At 71.8% G+C, this 19,387-nt stretch carries 16 protein-coding genes; 7 read left to right on the top strand and 9 right to left on the bottom strand.

All coding sequences use genetic code 11. From position 1 onward, the window contains the following. Positions 1-378: 378 nt before the first annotated feature. The 4 genes from opgC to Cus16_RS10245 all read right to left on the bottom strand — a co-directional run bounded on the left by opgC (position 379) and on the right by Cus16_RS10245 (position 7,485). Complete coding sequence (opgC, locus tag Cus16_RS10260; protein WP_141718929.1) at positions 379-2,964, bottom strand: OpgC domain-containing protein; 2,586 nt, start codon at positions 2,962-2,964, stop codon at positions 379-381. Then, positions 2,961-3,374 (bottom strand): ATP-binding protein, encoded by a 414-nt coding sequence (locus tag Cus16_RS16680; RefSeq protein ID WP_069712553.1) that lies wholly within the window; start codon positions 3,372-3,374, stop codon positions 2,961-2,963. Before Cus16_RS16680 ends, opgC begins: the two co-directional genes overlap by 4 nt. After that, positions 3,371-5,398, bottom strand: coding sequence for a glycosyltransferase (locus Cus16_RS10250; RefSeq protein WP_069712552.1), 2,028 nt, complete (start codon positions 5,396-5,398; stop codon positions 3,371-3,373). The genes Cus16_RS16680 and Cus16_RS10250 overlap by 4 nt, the downstream gene beginning before the upstream one ends. Before the next feature lie 239 nt (positions 5,399-5,637). Next, a complete protein-coding gene (locus Cus16_RS10245; RefSeq protein ID WP_069712551.1) occupies positions 5,638-7,485 on the bottom strand; it encodes a DEAD/DEAH box helicase in 1,848 nt (615 codons plus the stop codon). Between the two features lie 183 nt (positions 7,486-7,668). On the opposite strand from Cus16_RS10245, the gene Cus16_RS10240 reads away from it, so the two are divergent. The 3 genes from Cus16_RS10240 (at position 7,669) to Cus16_RS16675 (ending at position 12,132) form a co-directional block, all read left to right on the top strand. Next, positions 7,669-9,876, top strand: a complete 2,208-nt coding sequence (locus tag Cus16_RS10240; RefSeq protein ID WP_069712550.1) for an MDR family MFS transporter — start codon at positions 7,669-7,671, stop codon at positions 9,874-9,876. Positions 9,877-9,994: 118 nt separating this feature from the next. Continuing rightward, positions 9,995-10,585: a TetR/AcrR family transcriptional regulator gene (locus tag Cus16_RS10235; protein WP_069712549.1), complete on the top strand. Its 591-nt coding sequence runs from the start codon at positions 9,995-9,997 to the stop codon at positions 10,583-10,585. A 188-nt stretch (positions 10,586-10,773) separates the two neighbouring features. Beyond that, positions 10,774-12,132, top strand: a complete 1,359-nt coding sequence (locus Cus16_RS16675) for a hypothetical protein (RefSeq protein ID WP_069712548.1) — start codon at positions 10,774-10,776, stop codon at positions 12,130-12,132. A 107-nt stretch (positions 12,133-12,239) separates the two neighbouring features. On the opposite strand, the gene Cus16_RS10225 is transcribed toward Cus16_RS16675, so the two are convergent. Then, entirely contained in the window at positions 12,240-12,998 is a 759-nt protein-coding gene (locus tag Cus16_RS10225) for an SDR family NAD(P)-dependent oxidoreductase (RefSeq protein WP_069712547.1), read from the bottom strand. Between the two features lie 68 nt (positions 12,999-13,066). Here Cus16_RS10225 and Cus16_RS10220 point away from each other — a divergent pair, with 68 nt between their 5' ends. Together Cus16_RS10220 and Cus16_RS10215 are read left to right on the top strand one after the other, a co-directional pair. After that, positions 13,067-13,660 carry a TetR family transcriptional regulator gene (locus Cus16_RS10220; protein ID WP_069712546.1) on the top strand — a complete coding sequence of 198 codons (594 nt, stop codon included), beginning with the start codon at positions 13,067-13,069 and terminating at the stop codon, positions 13,658-13,660. A gap of 38 nt (positions 13,661-13,698) precedes the next feature. After that, complete coding sequence (locus tag Cus16_RS10215; protein WP_069712545.1) at positions 13,699-14,115, top strand: glyoxalase; 417 nt, start codon at positions 13,699-13,701, stop codon at positions 14,113-14,115. 34 nt (positions 14,116-14,149) lie between these two features. On the opposite strand, the gene Cus16_RS10210 is transcribed toward Cus16_RS10215, so the two are convergent. After that, a complete protein-coding gene (locus tag Cus16_RS10210) occupies positions 14,150-14,419 on the bottom strand; it encodes a hypothetical protein (protein ID WP_069712544.1) in 270 nt (89 codons plus the stop codon). Positions 14,420-14,485: 66 nt separating this feature from the next. On the opposite strand from Cus16_RS10210, the gene Cus16_RS10205 reads away from it, so the two are divergent. Further along, a complete protein-coding gene (locus tag Cus16_RS10205; RefSeq protein ID WP_069712543.1) occupies positions 14,486-14,794 on the top strand; it encodes a hypothetical protein in 309 nt (102 codons plus the stop codon). Between the two features lie 58 nt (positions 14,795-14,852). On the opposite strand, the gene Cus16_RS10200 is transcribed toward Cus16_RS10205, so the two are convergent. Continuing rightward, positions 14,853-15,668: a glycoside hydrolase family 16 protein gene (locus Cus16_RS10200; RefSeq protein WP_069712542.1), complete on the bottom strand. Its 816-nt coding sequence runs from the start codon at positions 15,666-15,668 to the stop codon at positions 14,853-14,855. Positions 15,669-15,873: 205 nt separating this feature from the next. Between Cus16_RS10200 and Cus16_RS10195 the strand changes: the two genes are divergently transcribed. Further along, positions 15,874-16,752 carry a DUF808 domain-containing protein gene (locus tag Cus16_RS10195; protein ID WP_069712595.1) on the top strand — a complete coding sequence of 293 codons (879 nt, stop codon included), beginning with the start codon at positions 15,874-15,876 and terminating at the stop codon, positions 16,750-16,752. Between the two features lie 45 nt (positions 16,753-16,797). On the opposite strand, the gene Cus16_RS10190 is transcribed toward Cus16_RS10195, so the two are convergent. Next, positions 16,798-17,013 (bottom strand): hypothetical protein, encoded by a 216-nt coding sequence (locus tag Cus16_RS10190; RefSeq protein WP_069712541.1) that lies wholly within the window; start codon positions 17,011-17,013, stop codon positions 16,798-16,800. A 112-nt stretch (positions 17,014-17,125) separates the two neighbouring features. Then, positions 17,126-19,075, bottom strand: coding sequence for a potassium transporter Kup (locus tag Cus16_RS10185; RefSeq protein WP_069712540.1), 1,950 nt, complete (start codon positions 19,073-19,075; stop codon positions 17,126-17,128). Positions 19,076-19,387 lie beyond the last annotated feature (312 nt).

The following is a 19,387-nucleotide window of genomic DNA, read 5'->3' as shown; positions in this document are numbered from 1 at the left end:
CACCGTGCCTCCCGTGCGTCCGTCGCCCGGACCACGCCACTGTGTGCCGGGCGGGCATCGGGTGGCGCGTACCGGGCGGAACCGGGCGTACCGGGCAGGAACGGGCGTACCCGGTCGACCAGGACCACCAGGTACGCCCGATCCCGCCTCCCACCGCACGCGCGATGGGAAGGACCGGGCATCGGACGGCCCGGGTGCCTCCCCAGACTCCCGCGCACCGGCCTCTACCGGGCGTACCGGCCAGGAACGGGCGTACCCGGTCGACCAGGATCACCAGGTACGCCCGATCCCGTTTCCCACCGCATGCGCCATGGGAAGGAACGGGCAGGAGCGACCGCGCGGTCCCGCCCGCAGCACGCGTGGACGGGACGAGCAGCGTCAGCGCGGGATGACCGAGAAGAGGAAGCGCTTCCGGATCATGTACCAGACGAGCAGGATCAGCAGCGTGTGGGCCGCGAAGCCGATCCAGCCGTTGTACCAGTCCACGCCCGGGATCGAGGCGATCGCCAACGCGAAGAAGACCTGCCACACGAACACGTAGAGGCTCGCCTGACCGATCGGGATCCAGAGCCAGCCGAGCACCGTCGCGATCGGCTTCCAGAACACCGTGAGGATCGCGTAGGACACGATCGCGAAGAACGCGATGTCGACGAGGCGTCCCCACTGCAGGTCGACGCGCTGGTACGCCGTGTTGTACAGGGTGTCGTACATCGACGCCGGGAACGGCACCGGCGTGAAGCCGAAGTGGTCGCCGGCCCAGACGTAGACCAGGAACAGGGCGTACCCGGTGATGCCGATGCCGATCAGCACCTTGCCCAGCCGACCGGTGAGCGCCCCGATGACCTGTCGTCGGTAGTACCCGAGCACGAGCCCGTGCGTGAAGACGACCTGCCAGGTGAGCAGCGGGAAGACCGACTCGAACTGGGAGTTCAGCGGCCGCAGCTCTGGCACGAGCGCCTGCAGTGCGTAGAGGCCCCAGCTCACCACGAGCAGCGCCCACCAGAAGCCTCGCCGGACCACCCACATGCAGAGCGGGATGAAGAGGCTCAGCACGACGAACAGCCCCATGATGTTGAAGGGCCACGGGCCCATCTCGAGCAGCAGGAACTGCCGGATCGCGAACCAGGGCGGCGGGTAGGCCAGCAGCTGCATCGCGTTCGGGTACAGGTCGTAGACCCGGCCCTCCGCGCCGACACCGCCGGTGCCGGTCCCGCGGTCGGTGAAGGTGGTGATGGCGTCGGTGTTCAGGAACGGGACGAAGCTCAGCGCGAAGACGACCAGGATCACCGCGAGGGTGACGACGTACTGCTTGCGGGCACGCTTCCACGCGCCGACCGCCGCCACCCACTCGCCGAACTTCTTGATGGCGAAGGGGTACGTCATGCCGAGCACCATGCCGGACAGGAACACGAACATCTCGGCACCCGTGATCGCGCCGACCGCGTGCAGCGTGATGTACGAGTAGGGGCCGCCGATCTCGATGTGCGTGATCACCACCGCCAGGATGATGAAGCCGCGGAACAGGTCGAGCCGGAGGTCACGCCCGGGCTTCCCGTCGTCGGGGTACCGCCAGCTCGGCAGCAGGCGTCCGACGATCCCGCTGAGCAGGAACGCCGCCGCCAGACCGAACGCACACCAGACGATCCACGCCATCTGGTCGCCGCCGGTCTCGTACTCCTGGCTGATCGCGGCGGCGCCCTCCTGCGGGGTGACACGTTCGGTGACGGGACCGTCGACGAAGTGTCGCGACTGCTCGAGGTCGGTGCGGAAGGACCCGGCGATGCCCGGCACCGCGGTGTCCCGCCAGTCGGCCACGCGGTTGCCGGCCTCCGGCTCGCGGCGGTTCGTCTCGAGGAAGGTCACGGCCCGCACCTCGGGGCGGTCCTGCACGGCGGCGATCACCTGGCGCCACCAGGCCTGCTTGACCGCCAGCTCGTCGGCGCCGCGCAGCGAGTGGTCGTAGAGCGCGCCCGTGTCGAGGACCATCGGACGGTCCTGCCCCTGTGCGAACCGCTCGGTGAACGACCCGGCGGTCTGCGGCTCCTCGTAGCCCCAGGTCTCGTCGAAGCGGGCCTCGACCTCGCCGGCCTCGGGCAGCTCGTTGCTCGTGAGGGGGACGTCGCGTCCGGCGGCCTCGGTCGCCTTGCCCTTGCCGAAGGAGAACATCGACAGACCGACCCAGTCGACGCTCCTCGCACCGGGCCAGTACGGGCCGTAGGGGTCGTCGGCGGCGGTGAGCCGGCCGTCGCCGTTCGTGTCGAGCCGCGCCACGTCGGCCTCGGTCAGGTCCTCCAGCCGTCCGGCCGACTCGCCGAACGGGTAGCCGGCGCCGTAGGACGGCGACCACACCATGGCGGCGTCGGAGTCGCCCGCGTGGACGGCGGCGGCCAGGGTCCGGAAGGCCGAGACGAACGCCGTCGGCTGCTGCCCCCACTGCACCCACGTGCCGTTCATCTGCGGCGCGAAGCGGACCAGCAGCTGGGTGTCGTACTGCTCGTGCACCTGCTGGAACAGCCGGTTCGCGGTGCGGGCGTCGGCCCGGGTCAGGGTGTCGAGCGCGCGCGACGGCTCGAGGCTGACGGCGAGCACCGCGCCCTGGGCAGCGGCGGCACGGGTGGCCCGCAGGAACTCCTCGCGGGCGCTGCGGTCGAACGGGTACTCGATCTCGACGCCGTACACCGAGGGCACCGCACCGAGCCGTCCGGCGTAGCCGTCGGGGGCGTCGGAGCCCCAGTCGAGGTCCGGTCCGAACCACGCCCGACCGTCGGCCGGCAGCAGGCCACCGGAGGGCGAGCGCGACGACGACGCGGCGGGTGCCGACGACGTGGACGGCGACGGCGACCCGGACGGCGACGGCGACCCGGACGGCGCCGTCGAGGCTGCCGACGCCGGCAGCGCTCCCCCGAGCAGCAGCGTCCCCGCCACCACGACCGAGGCGACGACCTTTGCCAGGGTGCCCCTCACCGGCTGCACGCCAGCGTCCAGATGTTGTGCCCGCCGGTGTGCTCGTGCTCGAGCCGGTCGAGCGCGGCGATCGCGAGCGCGAGCCCCCGCCCGCTCTCCTCGTCGACGTCGGCCATCGTCACCGCCGACAGGTCGACGTCGGCCGGCATCCCGTTGTCGGTGAGCACCGCGACGAGTTCGTCCTCGGTCGCGCAGAGCTCGACGGCGTAGCGCCGCCCCGCGACCTGGTCACGGCGACGCGTGTGCTCGACGATGTTCGCCGCGACCTCGGCCAGCGCGGTCTCGAACGAGAACCGGAGGCGCACGTCGTCGATCCCGAGCGAGTCCCACCACGCGCCGAACCGGTCCTGGACCTCGTCGAGGGACGCCGCCACCGCGGGCACGTCGAAGGTCAGGTGGTGGTCGGTCACAGCGGGCCTCCTGCCGTCGAGGACACGTGCTCGGACTGCACGGTGCCCGATCCGGGTCCCCGGTAGAGCACCGCGCGGACCACGATGCTGAAGATGAAGAGGTCGAAGACGACCCAGGCGGTGTTGACGAGGGGCGCGATGCCGGACGCCTGCCCGGTCAGGTACCGGATCCCGATGAGCACGAGGGCGGCGACGAGCGCCCCCATCGCGATGAGCTGCGGCTTCACGAGGTCCCACCGCGGCTTCTGCTCGGACTCGTCGCGGACCTTCGGCGTGACGCGGAAGCCGAGCGGCTTGCCCCGGAACACGTTCTCGAACGCGCTCGTGACCGACTCGATCCAGACCGGGAACAGCGCGAGCGAGTACTGCTGCCCGCGCCACGTCGGTCTGCCCGCCGCCACCACCCAGAAGAGCAGCTGGTTGAGCACGAGGAACGGGATGAGCCGCGCGAAGAAGTCGACGCTGTAGGCCTGCACGGGCACCACGCCGAACGACAGGCACAGCACCGGTGCCGCGATGTAGACGATCGCGGCGAAGCCGGACAGGTAGCTCCACATCGTCGAGAAGTACATGAGGCGCTGCCCCCACGACAGGCCCTTCTGCACGAGGGGGTTCTCGCGGAAGAACACCTGCATGGTGCCCTGCGCCCAGCGGAGGCGCTGCACGAGCATGGTCGGCAGGTCCTCCGGGGCCAGGCCCTTCGCCAGGATCTCGTCGTGGTACGCCGACTTCCAGCCGAGCCCGTGCAGGCGCATCGCGGTCGCCATGTCCTCGGTCACCGAGATCGTCGCCAGCGGCATGATCGGCTGTGCCTCGTCGTCGCGGTTGACGTCGAGCGCGCGGGCGAGGACCGCGATCGACTCGATGGCGGCGACCGGCGAGGCCTCGCGCCGTCCGAGCACGTCGAGCGCCGCGTCGTCGAGCCCGGCGAAGGTGTCGGCCTCGGTCGACATCGCCGCGAGCTCCTGCAGGTCACGGCGCACGGACTCGAGGTCCGCGGCGGCGAAGCGGTAGGCGATGGCGTCGATGCCGCGCTGGAAGTCGTAGGTGACGTCTCCGAGCGGCTCGCCGCGGTCGATCTGGTCCCGTGCACGGTCGACGACCTCCTCGGCACCGTCGAGCGCCTCGAGCACCCGTGGGTCGGTCTCGGTCTCGCGGGCCCGGGCGAGGAGCTTCCGCGAGGTCTTGATCGTCCGTTCGACGGACTCCTCGACCTCGCGCACGTACCGCGTGACGCCGAGCTGCATGAGCGCCTCGCGCCGGAGGATCGCGTTCGACCCGCAGAAGAACGCGGCGTTCCAGCCGTCCTTCGACTGCTGGATCGGGCCGTAGAACAGCGGGGCCTGGCTGCCGAGCAGGTCGGCGTCCGGCACGTTCTCGAACCACTGGGGCGTCTGCACGAGCGCCATCCGGTCGTCCTTGAAGTACCCGAGGGTCCGGTCGAGGATCGACGGCTCGGGGACCTGGTCGGCGTCGAGGATGAGCAGGAACTCGCCCTGCGTCGCCAGCAGGGCGTTGTTGAGGTTGCCGGCCTTCGCGTGCCGCGGGCGGTCGACCCAGTCGGCGCCGCGCGTGATGACACCGATGCCGAGCGACTCGGCCGCGGCGCGCATCTCGGGGCGGTTGCCGTCGTCGAGGATCCAGGTGGCGTGCGGGTGGCTGATGGCCTTCGCGGCGCGGGCGGTCCGCACGACCAGGTCGACCGGCTCGTTGTACGTGGTGATGAAGACGTCGACGGTGACGTCACCCGCCGGCTTCGTCGGTGGTTCGCCGCGCTCGCGGAGCCGCCACGCCCCGAAGGCGAAGAGGAGCGAGTCGATCACGCTGTACGTCTCGGCGAGGATGAGCGGCACCGCGATCCACCACGAGTGCCAGTTCACCGACGCGGCCCAGCGCCACGCGATGTAGTTCACGCCCGCGATCGACGCGAGCAGCGCGACGGTGCGCACGGTCGCGAGTCGACGTGGCGAGGTGCCGGTGGTGAGTCGGCGACGATCCTGACGGCTGACGTCGAGCGCGGTCATCGGCGTCCTTCCCTGCTGCAGCCGGACAGCGCTGGTGAGTGCGCTGCGTACAGGCCTGTCTACCGCAGGCGCTGCCCACCTGTCAGCCCGACGCCCCGATCTGGGGACCGGACCCGCGAGGAGTCGGCGCCGTCCGACCAGTCCGAGCCGTCGGCCGGGAGGCGCGGCGCGGCCCCGGCGGGCCGCCCGCGTCCCCGCGTGCTCGGGTCAGCGCCCGCCCCGCCCGGCCGGGACCGGCGTCAGCCGTGCCGCGGCTTGCGGGCCGGACGGTCGTCGCGGTCGTCGCGACGCGGACGGTCGTCACGGTCGTCCCGACGCGGACGGTCGTCCCGGCGGGGACCGCGGGGTCCCCGGTCGTCGCGGTCGTCGCGGTCGTAGCGGCGCCCGCCACCGCGACGGTCCGGCTTGATCTCGATGAGCTTCCCGCTGATCCGGGTGTCCGACAGCCGGTCGAGCACGCCGCGGTCCATGTCCTCGGGCAGCTCGACGATCGAGAAGTCCGGCCGGATCTGGATCGCGCCGAAGTCGTCGCGGCGCAGGCCGCCCTCGTTCGCGAGCGCGCCGACGATCTGACGCGGCTCGACACGGTGACGGCGCCCGACCTCGATGCGGTAGGCGGTCATCGGCTGCGACCGACGGGGACCGCGGTCCTCGCGCCCGCCGCGGTCGTCGTCGCGGCGCTCGGCACGACGACCGTCGCGGTCGACCTGGTTGCGCAGCTGGTCGTCGGCGGGGTCGAGGAGCAGCGGGTCGTCGCCCTGCGCCACCACGGCGAGCGCCGCGGAGACGTCCTCGGCGGGGACGTCGTGGTTCCGCACGTAGTGGGCGATGACGTCGCGGAACGCCGTGATGCGGTCCTGCTGCTCGAGCGCCGCGGTGATCGCGTCGTCGAAGCGGGTCAGGCGCGTCTCGTTGACGTCGTCGATGGTCGGCAGCTGCATCTGCGTGAGGGGCTGCTTGGTGTGCCGCTCGATCGCGGAGAGCAGACGGCGCTCACGCGGCGTCACGAAGCTGATCGAGTCGCCCTTGCGGCCGGCGCGACCGGTGCGGCCGATGCGGTGCACGTAGGACTCGATGTCGACGGGGATGTCGAAGTTCACGACGTGCGTGATGCGGTCGACGTCGAGGCCGCGGGCAGCGACGTCGGTGGCGACGAGGATGTCGAGCTTGCCGGACTTCAGCTGGTTGACCGTGCGCTCGCGCTGGGCCTGCGCGACGTCGCCGCTGATGGCCGCGGCGGCGTACCCGCGGGCGCGGAGCTTCTCCGCCAGGGTCTCGGTCTCGCTCTTCGTGCGGACGAAGATGATCATGCCCTCGAAGTCCTCGACCTCGAGGATGCGGGTCAGGGCGTCGACCTTCTGCGGGTAGGACACCATGAGGTACCGCTGCGTGATGTTCGCGGCGGTCTTCGTCTTGGTCTTGACCGTGATCTCGGACGGGTCGGTCAGGTACTGCTGCGAGATGCGACGGATCTGCGCGGGCATCGTCGCCGAGAACAGCGCGACCTGCTTGTCGTCCGGCGTCTCGGCGAGGATCGTCTCGACGTCCTCGGCGAAGCCCATCTTGAGCATCTCGTCGGCCTCGTCGAGCACGAGGTACTTCAGCTCGGACAGGTCGAGCGTGCCCTTCGCGATGTGGTCCATGATGCGGCCCGGGGTGCCGACGACGACGTCGACGCCGCGGCGCAGTGCCGACAGCTGCACGCCGTACGCCTGACCGCCGTAGACGGGCAGGACGTGCACGTGCTTCATGTGCGACGCGAACTGCTCGAACGCCTCGCACACCTGCAGTGCGAGCTCGCGCGTCGGCGAGAGGACGAGGGCCTGCGGCACCTTGCTGCCCGACTCCATACGGGACAGGATCGGCAGCGCGAACGCGGCCGTCTTGCCCGTGCCGGTCTGCGCGAGGCCCACGACGTCACGCCCCTCGAGCAGCGTCGGGATGGTCGCCTCCTGGATGGCGGAGGGGGTCTCGTAGCCGATGTCCTTGACGGCCTTGAGCACCGCATCGCTCAGGCCGAGGTCGGCGAAGGTCACCACGGGCCCCTCGTCGGTGGTCTCGGTGGTGGTGGCGGTGTCCGTGCTCATGCGGAAACGGTACCTCGGACGGCGGACGCCCGCTGACGCGAGCGGGCGATCGGTGGACGGACGGGAGGCGCGTGGCGGGCCCGCCACGCGCCTCCCGTCCGTCCCGTATTTGGTTGCATTCCGGAACCATCGGATGTATCGTTGCGCGGTCTGCAAAGTTACACAGTACGAAAAAGGAGTTCGATGACCGCCACCGCACCCGTCTCGGTGCAGCCCGGCCGCCACGGCGCCGGGGCCGACGCGGCACCCGGAGCGTCCAACGCGCCCGGCCAGCAGCCGCTCATGACGCACCGCCAGATCCTGCTCGTGATCTACGGCCTGATGGCGGGCATGTTCCTGTCGTCCCTCGGCCAGACGGTGTTCGGCACGGCCATCCGCACGATCGGCGACGACCTGCACGGCCTCGACCAGCAGGCCTGGGTCACGACCGCGTACCTGATCACGTCGACGATCGCGACGCCGATCTACGGCAAGCTCTCCGACATCTTCGGCCGTCGACCCCTCTACATCTTCGGCATCGTCGTGTTCATCCTCGGCGCCGTGCTGTCCTCGATGTCCACCTCGATGCTGATGCTCGCGGCCTTCCGCGCCGTGCAGGGCATCGGTGCCGGCGCGCTCATGTCGCTGCCGCTGGCGATCATGGGCGACATCCTCGCCCCTCGTGAGCGCGCGAAGTACCAGGGGTACTTCCTCGCCGTGTTCGGCATCTCCTCGGTGATCGGACCGCTCATCGGCGGCCTGCTCGCCGGCTCGTCCGAGATCCTCTGGATCACCGGCTGGCGCTGGGTGCTCCTCATCAACGTGCCGATCGGCGTGGCCGCGCTCATCATGGTGATCGTCTTCCTGCACCTGCCGAAGGTGCACGGCACGGGCGACAAGCCGAAGGTCGACTGGTGGGGCGCGACGGCGGTCATCGTCACGCTCGTCCCGCTGCTGCTCGTGGCCGAGCAGGGCCGCACCTGGGGCTGGGGCTCCCCCGCCGCCATCGCCAGCTACGTGATCGGCGCGCTCGGCCTCGTCGCCCTGCTGCTCGTCGAGTCGAAGATGGGCGACGCGGCGATCATCCCGCTCAAGCTCTTCCGCTCGGGCACGTTCTCGATGGCGACCGTGATCGGCTTCCTGGTCGGTTTCGCGATGTTCGGCGCCATGCTGACCATCCCGCTCTACCTGCAGATCGTCGTCGGCCTGACCCCGACCGAGTCCGGCTTCGCCACGCTGCCGCTCGTCGGTGGCCTGATGATCGCGTCGATCACCTCCGGTCAGATCGTCGCCCGGGTCGGCCGCTACCGGATCTTCCCGGTCATCGGCACGTTCCTCGTGTCGGCCGGCTACGTCGTCCTGACCTTCATGTCGATCGACAAGCCGCTCTGGTTCCTCATGATCGGCATGTTCCTGATCGGCCTCGGGCTCGGGTCGGTCATGCAGTCGCTGACCCTGGCCTCGCAGGGCTCGGTCGAGGCCCGGGACATGGGCGTCGCGACCAGCTCAGCGACGTTCTTCCGCCAGATCGGCGGCACGCTCGGTACCGCCGTGCTGCTCTCGATCCTGTTCTCGGTCATGCCGAACAACATCCTGTCCGCGACCGCGAACCAGGCCGACCTCGAGCCGGCGCTGTCCGCGGCACTCGACCCGTCCGTCGCGAGCAAGCCGGCGAACCAGGGCGCGATCGAGAAGATCTGGGCCCCGATCACGACGCCGCTGCAGCAGACCGTGCAGTCGCGGCTCGACGACGCGTCGGCGCAGGCGAAGCAGGCCGCCGACCAGGCCGTCACGCAGCAGGTCACCGCGGCCGTGCAGCAGCAGGTCGCAGCCGGCGCCGTGCCCGCAGCCGCGGCGCAGGGTGTCATCGACCAGCAGGTCGCGGCGGCCACCCCGGCTGCCGAGTCCGCTGCCCTGACGGCGGTCGCCGAGCAGGCCCACGCCAGCGTCCAGGACGGCACCGTGTCCGTCGACTGGTCGGACGCCTCGCAGCGCTCGTACTGGGTGGACGAGCTCACCCCGGCGCTCGCGAAGGAGATCGGCAAGGGCGGAGAGTCCGACTCGGCCGCGACGAGCACGAACGACACCTCGTTCCTCACCGGTGCCGACAGCCGCCTCACGCGGCCGTTCATGGCAGGCTTCAACGCCTCGTCCGTGACGATCTACTGGGTCGGACTCGGCGTGATCCTGCTCGCCTTCGTCCTCACCTGGTTCTTCAAGGTGCCGCCGCTGCGGCAGCGGTCGGCGCTGCAGGAGCAGCACGACGCGGCCAACGGGGCGTCGTCCGCCGACGAGGACGGCTCCGCACCGTCGGCCCAGGCCGACCTCGAGGCCCGCGCCGGGCTCGCAGCAGCCGAGGCCGGATCGTTCACCGGTCCGATGACCGGCTCCACGCCGACCCAGCGTCGGTGACCCCCGCCCGCCCGCACCCCGCCCGGGGTGCGGGCGGCCTCCCCGTGCCGGACACGTCCGGCAGGACGACCCGGGCCACCGGTGGACACGGTGGCCGCCCAGCAGTACAGGAGTGCACGTGAGCACCACAGCAGCACCGGAGCCGGCCACCGCGCCGTGCACGCTGCGCGAACGCAAGAAGCAGCAGACCCGGCAGGCGCTCCACGACGCCGCCCTGACGCTCGTGTCCGAGCACGGCCTGGACGGCGTCACGGTCGAGCAGATCTGCAGCGACGCGGACGTCTCGCCGCGGACGTTCTTCAACTACTTCACGTCCAAGGCACACGCCGCACTCGGGCTCGACACGGTCGAGGTCCCCGAGTGGGCGGCCACCCGGTTCGCCGCCGCCGACGGCCGGCTCGTCGACGACGTCTGTGCCCTCATCGCCGGCACCGTGCCCCTGTCGCAGGACCGCCGCCGGATGAAGGAGCTCCTGGTGCTCCGCCCGGAGATGGCCCCGATGGTGATGCAGTGGATGGCCGAGTCACGGCAGTCGCTCCTCGCCACCGTGTCCGCACGCACCGACGAGCAGACGGCGCGCACGGTCGTCGGCCTCGTGCTGTCCGCCCTGTCCGAGGTCGCCCACCGCGACACCGTCGGTGACAGCGACGAACTGGCGGCACGACTGCGCGTGGTCGTCGCCGAGATGGGCGCACTCGCCTCGGCCTGAGCGCCCTCCGCTGCCGTGCGGGATTGCGGGATCCCGCGCCGCTGCGTGGTTCCACAGCCGCCGTTCGGCAACCCGCAGGAAGCCCTCAGATGGGGTCGATCCGGCCCTACGCTCGCAGCACCGGACGTACCCGACGTCCGGTCCCGGTGCAGCCCACCCGACGCACCGGGATTCCGCGAGGAGCACCGATGAAGTCCGTTCCGAGCTGCCGTTCCCTGGCGCTCATCACCGCAGCGACCGGCACCGTGCTGGTCACCACCGCCTTCGGCGTCCTGCCCGCGACCGCGGCCACCGACGTCCCCGAGCCCGTGTCGGCGTCGACAGTGTCGTCGCCGTCGGCACCGGACACCGTGACGACCGGCACCGCCGTGCCGTCGACCGACCAGGGCGACGCAGCCGCTCCGGTCACCGTCCCGGCCACCCCCGCCGCGGTGCCGACCAAGGCCCCTGCTCCGACCGCGACGACCGCACCGGCGGCTCCCGCGGCCCCGGCCACGACCCCCGCCGCACCCGCCACCGGCACCGACACCGACACGACGGCCCCGCCGGCGACGCCCGCGGCTCCGGCACCCGCGGCGTCGGCGCCCGCCAGCGCCTCCGCCGCCGCGCCGTCCTACAGCGAGGGCACGAGCGAGTCGTCCCCGCGCGTCCTGCCGACCGTGACCGCGGGAGGCACGGTCGCCGCCGACCTCCGCGCGCAGGACGCCCGCGGGGCGACCTACACCCTGACCGAGACCGACGGCAGCCCCGCGCGGCTCAACGAGGGACTGACCTTCCGCAACGGCTTCCTCCGCGGCACCGCCACGGTCGCCGGGACCTTCACCCTCCGGGTGACCGCGACCACCGCGGGCGGCACCGCCACGCAGTGGATCCGGCAGACGGTCGAACCCGCCGCGGTCGTCGGCGTCGGCGTCGTGGTGCACGGCGTCCCCGCCGCGGCGGACGGCTCGTACACCTGGGTCGAGGGCGACCAGACCGGCAGCCCCATCCCGATCGCGGTCGTCCCCGGTGGCTCGATCACGCTCGTGCCGTGGACCATCGACGCCCACGGCAACACCGTGCAGGCGACCGACCGCGCCCAGGTCTGGGCGAGCGACGACGCCGACCGGGTCGAGCAGGGTCCGGACGGCTTCACGGTGACCTTCGCGACCGCGGCGACGCACACCGTCTGGGTGTCGGTCGACGGCGTCTGCGCGGAGTTCAGCGTCGCGGTCGCCGACGAGCCCGCGGGGCCCACGACCCCGACCGAGCCGACGACGCCCGCCGACCCCACGCCCACGGAGCCGACGCCCGCCGACCCGGCGCCCGCCGCACCGGTCGACACGACCCCGCAGGACGGCGGCATCGTGCCCGTCGTCCGGGTGACGCCGACCACGAGCGACGCACTCGCCCCGGTCGCGACCAGGACGACGGCGACGCCGGCGCACGCACTCGCCTACACCGGTGCCGACACCGCGGCTCCGATGGGCTGGGCCGCCGGGCTCCTCGCCGTCGGAGCGGCGCTGCTCGGCCTCCGTCGCGTCCGGCGGTCCCGCCACCGCGCCTGACACCCCGCACGGCCGCGAGACGCCGCCGACCGCACGGGACGCCGCCACCTCCGGCGGCGTCCCGGCCGGTCGGCGGCGTCTCGGCGTCCGGGGAGGTGCAGCGCCGGTCAGACCACCGACCACCCGCCGTCGCTCGGCAGCACCGCGCCGTTGACGTTCGCCGAGTCGTCGCTCAGGAGCCAGGTGATGGCCGCCGCGAGTTCCTCGGGCTGCGCAACCGGCGGGATCGTGACCTGCATGACCGGCCCGACGCGCGACGCCGCGTACTCACTGCGCATCGGCGCCTCGATGTTCGTCGCGACGGCGCCCGGGGCCACCGCGTTCGCGCGGATCCCCTGCGGGCCGTGGAAGAAGGCGACGCTCTTCGTGAAGCCGGCGATCGCGTGCTTCGACGCCGTGTAGGCGGCACCCGCCGCGGACGCCCGGAGCGCCGCCTCCGAGGCCACGTTCACGATCGCGCCCTTGCCGGCACCGATCATCCGGGGCAGCACGGCCCGGGTCAGCCGCATCGGACCGGTCACGTTGACGCTGAACACCCGCTCCCAGGTGGCGTCGTCGACCTCGCTCGGTGGCAGGAACGCGTCCATGATGCCGGCGACGTTCGCCAGCCCGTCCACGCGGTCGCCGGCGGCGGCGAGCACCGCGTCGATGGTGTCGGCTGCGGTGACGTCGCCGACCACCGTCTCGAGTGCGGCGGACCCGAGCTCCTCGCGCAGGGCGTCGAGCCGCTCAGCGACGACGTCGGTGGCGACCACGCGGCCGCCCTCGTGCACGATCCGGGTCGCCGTGGCGCGTCCGATGCCGGAACCCGCTCCGGTGACGATGATGGTCCTGCCGGTGAACCGTCCGGCCGTGGTGTCGCTCATGTGTGCTCCTCGTCGAGTGTGCGCTGCCTGCGCGACACAGTTGTAGCACTCAGTGCCGAAAGGACGCCATGGGGACTCCCGCAGCCGACCAGCCCGGACGACCCCGCACGACCGGCCGTCCCCGCACGATCGACCCCGAGGCCGTGTCGCTCGTGGCTCTCCGGATGTTCGACGAGCGGGGGTTCGACGTCGTGTCGATGGACGACGTCGCCGAGGCCGCCGGGGTCAGCCGACGCTCGCTCTTCCGGCTCTTCCCGACCAAGGCCGACCTGGTCTGGGGCGGACTCGCCGAGTTCTCGCAGCGGTTCACCGACGAGCTCGACGCACGGCCGGCGGACGAGCCGTCCCGGGACGGCCTCCGTGCCGCGTACCGCGCGGGCGCGACGTTCCCGGCGGACACCGTCGACACCACACGGCACCGGCTCCGCGTCATCCGGGCGAACCCCGGCCTGGCTCCGGGTGGCGCCGAGGCACAGGCGCGCCTGACCGCCACGATCGTGCGGTTCGTCGCCGACCACGACGGCGCGCGACCGGACGATCTCCGGGTCACGGTCCGCGCGAGCACCCTCGCGGCCGCCGCGCACGCCGCCCTGGAGTGGTGGGCGCAGCAGGACGGCGGCGATCCGGCCGACGCCGTCGACCGCGCCCTCGAGATGACCTGACCCTGGTCAGCGGGTCCGGTCAGGGGTACCGTGCGCGCATGGACCGCAGCGGACCGACCCCGTACCTCCTGCTCCCCGGCACCGCGCGGGTGGCCCTCGCCCGGTGGCAGCAGGTGTTCGGCGGCGAGCTGCGGATCGCCTCGTACGGCGACTTCGCCCGCACCGACGGCCCACCCCAGGCGGTCGCCCACGGCGAGCTCGTCGGCCCCGTGCGGCTCGCCGCAGCCGACGCCGGGCCGGGCGACGAGCCCTTCTCGGCCTCCGGCGTCCTCTTCGCACTCCTCGGCACCGCGGAACCGGACGTGCTCCAGCGCTGGTTCGCCGACCTGTCGACCGACGGCACCGTGGTCGACGCGCTGCAGGAGCGCCCGTGGGGCGACTGGGACGGCACCGTCCGCGACGCGTTCGGCGTCACGTGGCTCATCGGGTTCGAGCGGAGCGCGCTCGACGACTGACCGCCGCCGGACCAGCCCGGCTCGGGGTTCGCCCCTAGGCGGCGTCGAGCGGCAGGAGCGGGGCCCAGAACGCGTCCGGGCCGTCCGCCGTGACCGCGTCCGCCTCGAACCGGAACCCGTACTCGCGCACGAAGTCGAGGGCAGCGGCCTGCTCGTCCGCGGGGTCGTCGGACGCCGCGTCGTACAGGTGCACGCCGTGCCCCATCCGCACGCCGGAGTCGCTGATGAGCGTGAGGTCCCAGCGTCCCTCCTCGGCGCGTTCGATCCGGACGACGGCGGCCTGGGCAGCGGTGAAGTCAGCCATGCCCGCGAGCCTACGGACGGCACGCCGAGCACTCCCAGGACCGCCGCTGGCCGTAGCCTGGCGCACATGGACAGCCCGCAGCCGTCCGGCACGACGAAGCGCCGGATCACCCTCGACGTCCGGCGTCCCCTGGTCACCTGGGGCGCTCGCCCGACCGTGACGATCGACGGCGTCGGGCATCCGGCCCAATGGGGGACGGGCACCTGGGCGGTGGCGGAGGACGGCAGTACCGAGGTCGGCGTGTACTGCTTCAACCGGCTCTGGCGCTTCGGCGCCGCTCGCACGACCGTCGGTGACGCCGTCGTCCTCACCCACCGATCGGGCGTGCTGCCGGTCGGACCGGGACGGCTGACCGTCGGACGCACCACGCGCTGAGCCGGGAGGCGCGACGCGGGTGGGCAGGCCCGCCCACCCGCACCGCGCCTCCCGTCAGTCAGTCGTAGATCGTGACCCAGTCGACCTTGACGTGCCCGCTCGCCTTGGCGGGGGTCCGCGAGCCGGTGTCGGTCTCGGCCTGCAGGGTCACCCGCATGGGCTTCTTCGGCACGGCCTTCGTGGTCGAGGCGACGAGCTTGCCGTCCCAGTAGAAGCGGACGGCGGTCTTGTCCCACTCCGTGGTCGCGACGTGGTACAGCGCGGTGTCGGTGGGGGCGAAGGTCTCACGCTCGGGCTGGAACACCATCCCGCGGGCCGACATGCTGCCGGGTACCGCGGACGCCGGTCGAGGCTTGGCACCCAGCGTGGCCTCGGGCCAGTCGATCTCGCCCTCGTTCCAGTTGTCGCTGTTGGGCCAGAGCATCACGACGAACTTGTAGCCCGGAGTGTTCGTGGTCTTGTACCGGATCGACACGCGACCCGTCGTGTGGGGCTTGTAGCCGTCCGGCATGACGGCCGCGGCCATGGGTCGACCGGCGTTCGGCCGCAGCCAGAAGTCGAGCGAACTGTTCGACACGCTGAGCACCTTCGACGGCGTGTACCGGCCCTGCCCGCTCGTGTCGGCGAAGCCGTCGTACAGACCCATGCCCGGGTACCGCTTCGCGACCGTACCCGCCGGTGCCGCCGTGTCGAAGTCCTGGCGGTACGTCTGCTTCCACGTCCGCCCGTTCGAGACGACGTTGCCCTTCGGCGCCGTCGTCGTGTACGCGTTCGCCGGCGGTGCCGCGGACGCCGGGGCGGCGGCCGTGGTGTCGGCGACCGTGCCCGCTGCGAGCACGGCGACGGTGAGTGCGGCGACGATCGAGGTCTTCATGTGCGCTCCTGCCTGCGATCGCCGACGGTGGGTGACGTCGGCGGTGTGGGTGGTGGTGCTCGGGTCCGTCCTGCCGTGTCGGCTCCGCGACGGCGTCCGTCAGTGGAACCGTGCGCGGATCGCGCCGCGTGCCCCCGTCTGGGGTCACAGCGGTCTGCGCCACCGTCGCTGAGAGGACGTGCAGCACTCCAGTAGGGTGAGCGACATGTCAGTCGGGTTGCTCGCCGTGGTGGACGACATCCTCTCCGCGGCCCTCAAGGCCAGTGCGAAGACCGCCGGGGTCGTCATCGACGACGCCGCCGTCACACCGCAGTACGTCCAGGGGCTCGAGCCCGCACGCGAACTCCCGGTCGTCGGGCGCATCGCGCTCGGCAGCCTGTTCAACAAGTTCGTCATCATCATCCCGCTGGCGCTGCTGCTGTCCGCGTTCGCGCCGGGGGTGCTGCCCTGGCTGCTCCTGGTCGGCGGCACCTACCTGTGCTTCGAGGGCGCCGAGAAGGTGACCGAGTGGTTCGGGGTGCACCACGGGTCCGCCGGCACCGAGACCGTCGCCGAGAAGGGTCTCGTGTTCGGGGCGATCCGGACCGACCTGATCCTCAGCACCGAGATCATGCTCATCGGGCTCGCGAGCCTCGACCCGGACCTCGGGTTCTGGCCGACCCTCGGCGCGCTCGCCGTCATCGGCCTCGGCATGACGGTCCTGGTCTACGGCGCCGTCGCGCTCCTCGTGAAGGTCGACGACATCGGTGTCCGGATGACGGCGAGCCCGTCCGTCCGGACCCGACGCGCCGGCGCCCGACTGGTGGACGCGATGCCGACGGTGTTCCGCTTGATCAGTGTCGTCGGCACCGTCGCGATGCTCTGGGTCGGTGGGCACCTCGTCATCGCGAACCTCGCGGAGACGTTCTGGTCCGGCCCGTACGACCTGCTGCACGTCGTCGAGCACGCGGTCGAGGCCGCGGGGCCCGTGGTCACCTGGATCGTCGACACCGCCGTGTCCGCCGTGGTCGGACTCGTCCTCGGGATGGTCGTCGTCGGGATCGTGCTCGGGATCGGGCGCCTGCGGGGCTCGTCGGCGCACTGACCGCCGCACGGCGGCGAGGCCGCCCCGGAGCGGGTGCCCTGCGGGTCAGTGACGGTCGACCGACGACTCCCACTGGTACCAGGCCTCGAGCTGCGCCTGCGCGCTGCCGAGGGCGCTGTGCGAGCCGCGGACCGCGCCGTCGGCCGAGGTGAGCTCGTACTGCCGCTCGAGCGAGATGCGTGCCACGACCCGGTCACCGGCCACCGCCGACCACGAGGTCTCGGTGTCCTGTCGCCAGGTGAGGTTGTGCTGGTGCATCATCGCTGCGGCTTCCGCTCGGTGCCGCGGGAGCCCGTACGGCGGAACGACCAGTCGGACGGTACGCCGTGGTCCTGGACCCTGCCCAGGTCCGGCGCCGCGGTGGTGTCCCGCGTCAGATCTCGACGTCGCTGCCCATCGTCACGGTGCGCTGTGCCGGCAGCCCGAAGCGGGCCGCGGGATCGGCGGCGTTGTGGGCCAGTCCGACGAAGAGCTTCTTGCGCCACCGGGCCATGCCGCCGTTGCCGGGCTGCGGCCGGAGCGCCCCGCGCGAGATGAAGTACGACGCCTTCGCCATGTCGTCCGGGTCGATGTCGAGCACCTCGGCCAGGCACGCGGCGTGCAGGGCCCGCGGCAGGTCCTGGTCGTCCGAGAAGCCGAACTTCACGGTGATGTGGTCGATGCCGTCGTCCTCGTAGCCGAGGTCGTCGCGGAAGAACGCCCGGGAGTGCGGCACGTGCGGCACGTTCGCCGTCAGGACCGACACGATGAGGACCGTGCGGTGCACCACGTGGTTGTGCTCCACGTTGGCCCGCAGCGCCAGCGGGGTGGTCTCCTTGTTCGGGTGCGGGAAGACCGCGATCCCCTGCACCCGCGGGACGTGCTTCGTGTTGATCCGGTCGATGAAGTCGGCGAGGGACCCCTCGCGCTCCTTGCGTTCGTCCTGCACGAGCTGGCGACCGCGGCGCCACGTCGTCATGAGCGTGATGACGGCCAGCGCGATGAGCAGCGGCACCCACCCACCGTGCAGGATCTTCGACAGGTTGCCGGCGAGGAACGTCAACTCGAGGCCGCCGAACACGACCGCGGCGAGCACGAGCTTCCACGTCGCCCAGTGCCAGAGCGGCTTGACCACGAGGAGCAGCAGGAGCGTGTCGACGACCAGCGCACCGGTCACGGACACCCCGTACGCGGTCGCCAGGCTGGCGGACGACCGGAACGCGAGCATGATCGCCATCACGCCGATGAACAGCAGCAGGTTGACGGCCGGCAGGTAGATCTGGCCGCCCTCGTCGCGCGAGGTCTGCCGGATCGTCAGCGGCGGCAGGAGCCCGAGCTGGATCGCCTGGCGGGTCAGCGAGAACGCCCCCGAGATGACGGCCTGGCTGGCGATGACCGTCGCCATCGTCGCGAGCACGACCACCGGGATCTGCAGGGCGTCCGGGAAGAGCAGGAAGAACGGGTCCTTCGCGGCGGCCGGGTCCTCGAGCACGAGCGACGCCTGCCCGAGGTAGTTGAGCACGAGCGCGGGGAAGACGACGAAGAACCAGGCCCGCAGGATCGCCGGCCGGCCGAAGTGGCCCATGTCGGCGTAGAGGGCCTCGGCACCCGTGATGACGAGCACGACCGCGCCCATCGCCACGAACGTGATGTACGGGTGCGCGACGAGGAACGCGATCGCCCAGGTCGGCGACAGGCCCTGCAGCACGCCGGGGTGCGCCACGATGTGCGGCACGCCCGCGGCGGCGATGACGACGAACCAGAGCAGCATGACGGGTCCGAAGAGGTTGCCCACCTTGCCGGTGCCGAACTTCTGCACGACGAACAGCAGCACGAGGATGACCGCGGCGATCGGCACGATGAGGTGCTCGACGGAGGGGGCGGCGGTCGACAGGCCCTCGACCGCGGAGAGCACCGACACCGCCGGGGTGATCACGGAGTCGCCGTAGAAGAGCGAGACGCCGATGATGCCGATCACGAGGAAGACGGTCGCTCCCCCGCGGCGCTTCGCGTACAGCCGTCGGGCGAGCGCGGCGAGTGCCATGACCCCGCCCTCACCGTCGTTGTCGGCGCGCATGAGCACGAGCACGTACTTGATCGACACGACGATCGTGACGCTCCAGAACATGATGGAGATGACGCCGTACACGTCCTCCTGGTTCGCCTTGACGAGGCCGCCGTCGATGGTGAAGACCGTGCGCAGCGCGTAGAGCGGGCTGGTGCCGATGTCGCCGAACACGACGCCGAGGGCGGCGAGCGCCAGGGCGGCGACGCCCTTCGCGGGGCCGTGCGAGGGCGCGTCGACACCGTCGGTCGTCGGTGTCTGGGAGCGGGTCTCGGTCACGCTCGTCTCTTCCGTGCAGGGCCGTCCGGGCGACGGCCGCGGATCATCATCGCACCGCCGCGGCCCTGCGGCTCGCAGCGGACGCCCAACGGGTGGCACGGGTGCGGGGACCGGCTGCTGTGCAGGGGTCGTACCCCGTCCCCTCGACGCGTACAGGAACGGCGACCTACCGTACGGTCCGACGCGGGACGCGTGGGCGCCCGCGCACACGGAAGGAGCACCCCATGGACCTCGACGGCTTCCAACCGGTCCAGCTGATCGTGTTCGTCATCGCGGCGGCGCTGGTGTTCGGCGGGCTGCTGAGCAGCCGAC

The organism is Curtobacterium sp. ER1/6 (assembly GCF_001742745.1).
In the GTDB taxonomy this organism is placed as follows: Bacteria; Actinomycetota; Actinomycetes; order Actinomycetales; family Microbacteriaceae; genus Curtobacterium; species Curtobacterium citri.
This window is presented reverse-complemented; position numbering and strand designations above follow the sequence as displayed.

Bases quoted from the DNA above. Each gene is read 5' to 3' on its own strand.
- Cus16_RS10195 (WP_069712595.1), top strand. From the start codon at position 15,874: ATGTCAGTCGGGTTGCTCGCCGTGGTGGACGACATCCTCTCCGCGGCC.
- Cus16_RS10225 (WP_069712547.1), bottom strand. From the start codon at position 12,998: ATGAGCGACACCACGGCCGGACGGTTCACCGGCAGGACCATCATCGTC.
- Cus16_RS10240 (WP_069712550.1), top strand. From the start codon at position 7,669: ATGACCGCCACCGCACCCGTCTCGGTGCAGCCCGGCCGCCACGGCGCC.
- Cus16_RS10215 (WP_069712545.1), top strand. From the start codon at position 13,699: ATGGACCGCAGCGGACCGACCCCGTACCTCCTGCTCCCCGGCACCGCG.
- Cus16_RS10205 (WP_069712543.1), top strand. From the start codon at position 14,486: ATGGACAGCCCGCAGCCGTCCGGCACGACGAAGCGCCGGATCACCCTC.
- Cus16_RS10220 (WP_069712546.1), top strand. From the start codon at position 13,067: ATGGGGACTCCCGCAGCCGACCAGCCCGGACGACCCCGCACGACCGGC.
- Cus16_RS10210 (WP_069712544.1), bottom strand. From the start codon at position 14,419: ATGGCTGACTTCACCGCTGCCCAGGCCGCCGTCGTCCGGATCGAACGC.
- Cus16_RS10245 (WP_069712551.1), bottom strand. From the start codon at position 7,485: ATGAGCACGGACACCGCCACCACCACCGAGACCACCGACGAGGGGCCC.
- Cus16_RS10200 (WP_069712542.1), bottom strand. From the start codon at position 15,668: ATGAAGACCTCGATCGTCGCCGCACTCACCGTCGCCGTGCTCGCAGCG.
- Cus16_RS16675 (WP_069712548.1), top strand. From the start codon at position 10,774: ATGAAGTCCGTTCCGAGCTGCCGTTCCCTGGCGCTCATCACCGCAGCG.
- Cus16_RS10250 (WP_069712552.1), bottom strand. From the start codon at position 5,398: ATGACCGCGCTCGACGTCAGCCGTCAGGATCGTCGCCGACTCACCACC.
- Cus16_RS10190 (WP_069712541.1), bottom strand. From the start codon at position 17,013: ATGATGCACCAGCACAACCTCACCTGGCGACAGGACACCGAGACCTCG.